Genomic DNA, 4,187 nt, shown 5'->3' with positions numbered 1-4,187 from the left:
TGCGGAAGGCGTCGCCGTCGCGCGCCAGCGCGCGGTGCACAAGCTGCATCTCGCCTGGCACAGCGGAAGGCACGGCCGTCAACACAGCAGGCATGGCAAGTTTCCTCAACCCAATCTCCGAACCAGGATCTCGATTGGGAGATTGGACGCTGTCGCCGGCAAAAGGTTCCCGAAGATTTTCTGCCGGGTCCGGCGGCCGCTACACTACAGTGCGAGCGAAGGCTTGTCAGGCAGCCTGCAGGCGCGCCGTGGCCGCCAACAGATCGGTCTGGGTGATCAGCCCGAGAATCCGCTTGTCGTCGTCGACGATGATGACCGCATGGCTGCGGCCGTCGGTGAGGACGGGCAGCAGACCCATGGCGGCGACGCCGGCGGCGGCTGTTGCCGCGGGCGTTAAGACGGATCCAACCGTCCCCGAGGCCTGGGTGAGTTCGCGCAACCCCACCGTGCCTGCCAGCCTGGCTTCCGCATTGACGACCGGCAAGGTGCGGATGTTGTGGTCAAGCAGCAATTGGCGCGCCGCCTCGGTGGAGGTGTGAGCATCGACCGAGATCACATCGCGCGACATGATGTCCTCGCACAGAAGGGTCTTGTGCGCGCGCACCATCGCCTGCAATTCGACCTGCCGCAGCAGCCGGTCGAGATCGTTGCGATCGATATCGAACGTCTCGTCGAGTGCGCCAAGCGCGGCATCGATGTCTTCCGACCGAAAGCCCACGCGCAGCTGCGCCGGCAGATCGCCGGTGCCGTGGCTGTTTGCCGGCGCCGCAACCGGCACATGCGGATAATTGCGCCGGGCCAGCCTGTGGAAGCCGTAGCCGAGCGCCACCAGCAGGATCGAGTTCAGCGCCACCGGCACGAATGGAAACAGGAAGCCGGCGCTGATCACGGCAGGCCCTCCCAGCACCGCGGTCAGCGCGGCCGCTCCGCCCGGCGGATGCAGGCAGCGCGTGAACGACATGGCGGCGATGGCCAGTGCCACCGCGATGCCGCTGGCAAGGGCGGTTTCGTGGATGAAATGCGCCACGATCACGCCGACCAGTGCCGATATCGTGTTGCCGCCGATGATCGACCATGGCTGTGCCAGCGGACTGGCGGGCACGGCGAACAGCAGCACCGCCGACGCCCCCATCGGCGCCACCAGCAGCGGCACGTGCGGGCCGTTGCCGAGCACAAGGCTGGCGATCACACCGGTGAGTGCAATGCCGATCGTCGCGCCGATACAGGCGACGAGACGCTCGCGCAGCGTCGCGCCGGCAAGAATGGGAACAAAAAGGCGGAAAGCCATGGGGTCGAAAACTCTGCCGATATTCCAGGGGAAGTCGAAAATGTGCTGATCGCACCGCAATGACGCGGCATCGTTGAATTTGAAAGCCAAACTGATCCGGGAAACTGCAATTTGAGGGAATAGAATTCCGCTACGCAGCCGCCGCCGCGGTCAGGCCGCGCGAAATGTCGGCCTTCAGGTCGTCGACGTCCTCGAGGCCGATCTGCAGGCGGATCAATGGACCCTCATAGGGGGCCTTCGCGACAACGCGGTCGCCGAGCCAGACCGGCACGGCAAGGCTCTCATAGCCGCCCCAGGAATAGCCGAGGCCGAAGATTTGCAGCGCGTCGAGAAAGGCGTGCTGCTGCTTTTGTCCGCCGCCGGCAAGCACGATGGAAAAGATGCCGCTCGATCCGGAGAAGTCCCGCTTCCACAGTTCGTGGTCCGGGTGGCTGGGCAGGGCCGGGTGGAGCACGCGCGCCACGCCCTTCTGGCCTTCGAGCCAGGAGGCGATGGCAAGCGTGCTGCGCTGATGGTGTTCAAGGCGCACGCCCATGCTGCGCAGGCCGCGCAGCACCTGGTAGACGTCGTCGGGCCCGGCGCAGCAGCCAAGCGTGCAGAAGCTTTCATAAAGATGCGTCCAGCAGCTCTCATTGGCCGACACCGTGCCAAGCAGCACGTCGGAATGGCCGGCCGGGTATTTGGTCGCCGCATGGATCGAGATGTCGACACCGTGGTCGAGGGGGCGGAAATACAGTGGCGTCGCCCAGGTATTGTCCATCATGACGATGGCGCCCGCGGCGTGCGCCGCCTTGGCGATGGCTGGGATGTCCTGCACCTCGAAGGTGTTGGAGGCCGGTGATTCCGTGAACACCACCTTGGTGTTGGGCTTGATCAACGCCGCGATGCCGGCGCCGACATGGGGGGCGTAGTACTCGACCTCGACGCCCAGCCGCTTCAGCATCGTGTCGGCGAAGTTGCGGGTCGGATGATAGACGGTATCGACGATCAGCAGATGGTCGCCGGCCGACACGAAGGCGAGCAGCGGTACCGTCACCGCCGCAAGGCCCGACGGCACCAGGATCGTGCCTGCCGAACCTTCCAGCGCGTCTATGGCGTGGGCGAGCGCATCGGTCGTCGGCGTGCCGCGCGTGCCGTAAGTGTATTTCTGGGTGCGAGCCGCCATTGACGCCGCGTCGCGAAAAAGCACGGTCGAGGCATGCACCACCGGCGGATTGACGAAGCCGAAATAGTCGTGCGGATTGTTGCCCGAATGGGCAAGCCGCGTGTTGATGCCCATCCCGCCGCTAAAGTGCTCGCCGTCTTTCGCCATTCTGCGTCGCCTTGTTTGACAAGCCGCTAGCCATAGTGCGGCGGCATGGACCGTGCAACAGCCACCGTCCGCCAGGAGATGGACTTCGAATATGCCAATTCGTCGCGGCAAAAACAGCGATGCGGGGACAGGATATCAAAACGAAAAACCCGCCTGTGCGGCGGGTCATCGGCGCAAATCAGCACCATGGACGAAAATGTATCATAGCTGAGGGCAGGCTGTCAAGAAAAAATTCCTATCGCGAAAAGGCGGTCTTTGATTGACCTGCGTTCGGAGCCCTCATCTCCGCCGATCGGCTATTGTGGGCGGCTGCGGAAGGTATATGATTGTCGGCTAATATTAATCGCCGGATTGCTTCGATCAGATGCTGCCGGATGGTTGCTGCCGGTTGACCTCTGGTCCTCCACGATCCGGATCGCGCTCACCAAGCGTGAGCGCGGCAAGGGAGGAATGCCATGCCGGACGTCAAATGGGCCATGAAGGCGCGCGAATTCATCAACTGCAACTGCGCCTATGGCTGCCCGTGCCAGTTCAACGCCATGCCGACATACGGGTTCTGCCAGGCGGTCGCCGGCATGGAAATCGAAAGCGGCCATCACGGCGACACCAAGCTCGACGGATTGCGGTTCGTCGGGATTTTCAGCTGGCCCGGCGCCATACACCAGGGCGGGGGCGAAGCCGCGGTGATCATCGACGAGAGGGCGACGGAAGCCCAACGTGGCGCGCTGCTTCGCATATTGGGCGGTCTGGATACCGAACCGGGTGCAACGATATTCCAGGTCTTTTCGACCACGCTGGAGAAGTTCCACGACCCGATCTTTGCGCCGATCGAATTCAACATCGACGTCGACGCGCGAACCAGTCAGCTGCATGTCGAGGGTATAACCGACGGTCGTGGCGAGCCGATCCGGAATCCGGTCACCGGCGCTGCCCACCAGGCGCGCATCGACCTGCCGCACGGCTTCGAATACGCGATCGCCGAGGTCGGGCGCGGCTGGACAAAGGCGACGGGCCCGATCAAGTTCGAGCTGGCCGATACGCACAGCCATTTCGCCAATCTGCATCTCACGCAGAGCGGCATCGTGCATTGACCTGATCCAATGGGCGACACGGCCCTCGAGGCGGTGCTGCGGCGCGATCGCGCGGTCGTGATGGCCGCGCTCGTGGTGATTGCCGTGCTCGCCTGGGCCTATGTGCTGTGGCTCGCCACCGACATGGTCATGCCCGGCTCCGCCTTGCCGGACAGCGGAGGCGGTGACATGGCCGGAATGGACATGTCGAATATGGACGGGTCGAACATGGGTATGGGCGGCATGGATATGGGCGCCGCCGTGGCGCCAGGCATCCGGGCCTGGGCATTGGCCGATTTCGCTTTCACCTTCACGATGTGGGCGGTGATGATGGTCGGCATGATGACGCCTTCGGTCGCACCGATGTTGCTGCTCTATGCCGGTGTCGGCCGCAAGGCGCGGGCGGATGGCAGGCCCATCGCTTCGACGGGATGGTTTTTTGCCGGCTACCTCGCCGTCTGGGCCGTCTTCAGCCTCGTGGCGACCGGTGCGCAATGGCTGCTCGCCCGTCTTGCCT

The 4,187-nt window shown here is 64.0% G+C and carries 4 protein-coding genes; 2 read left to right on the top strand and 2 right to left on the bottom strand.

Annotated elements, in window-relative coordinates; all coding sequences use genetic code 11:
• Nucleotides 1-226: 226 nt before the first annotated feature.
• Nucleotides 227-1,288 (bottom strand): HPP family protein, encoded by a 1,062-nt coding sequence (locus ENZ75_RS23340; protein WP_013532427.1) that lies wholly within the window; start codon nt 1,286-1,288, stop codon nt 227-229.
• Nucleotides 1,289-1,418: 130 nt separating this feature from the next.
• Complete coding sequence (locus tag ENZ75_RS23335; protein WP_013532426.1) at nt 1,419-2,600, bottom strand: cystathionine beta-lyase; 1,182 nt, start codon at nt 2,598-2,600, stop codon at nt 1,419-1,421.
• A gap of 455 nt (nt 2,601-3,055) precedes the next feature.
• On the opposite strand from ENZ75_RS23335, the gene ENZ75_RS23330 reads away from it, so the two are divergent.
• Both ENZ75_RS23330 and ENZ75_RS23325 read left to right on the top strand, forming a co-directional pair.
• Nucleotides 3,056-3,691, top strand: coding sequence for a DUF1326 domain-containing protein (locus tag ENZ75_RS23330; RefSeq protein ID WP_013532425.1), 636 nt, complete (start codon nt 3,056-3,058; stop codon nt 3,689-3,691).
• 9 nt (nt 3,692-3,700) lie between these two features.
• The coding region (locus ENZ75_RS23325) for a DUF2182 domain-containing protein (protein WP_206617083.1) at nt 3,701-4,187 on the top strand (487 nt) is incomplete at its 3' end.

Origin of the sequence: Mesorhizobium sp. M7A.F.Ca.CA.002.04.1.1 (assembly GCF_004022805.1) — a bacterium.
Classification (GTDB): Bacteria; Pseudomonadota; Alphaproteobacteria; order Rhizobiales; family Rhizobiaceae; genus Mesorhizobium; species Mesorhizobium ciceri.
The sequence above is the reverse complement of the archived record's forward strand: the minus strand, read 5'-3'. Positions and strand labels throughout refer to the sequence as shown.

Excerpts from the sequence above, each read along its gene's own strand:
- ENZ75_RS23340 (WP_013532427.1), bottom strand. The coding sequence starts at position 1,288 with ATGGCTTTCCGCCTTTTTGTTCCCATTCTTGCCGGCGCGACGCTGCGC.
- ENZ75_RS23335 (WP_013532426.1), bottom strand. The coding sequence starts at position 2,600 with ATGGCGAAAGACGGCGAGCACTTTAGCGGCGGGATGGGCATCAACACG.
- ENZ75_RS23330 (WP_013532425.1), top strand. The coding sequence starts at position 3,056 with ATGCCGGACGTCAAATGGGCCATGAAGGCGCGCGAATTCATCAACTGC.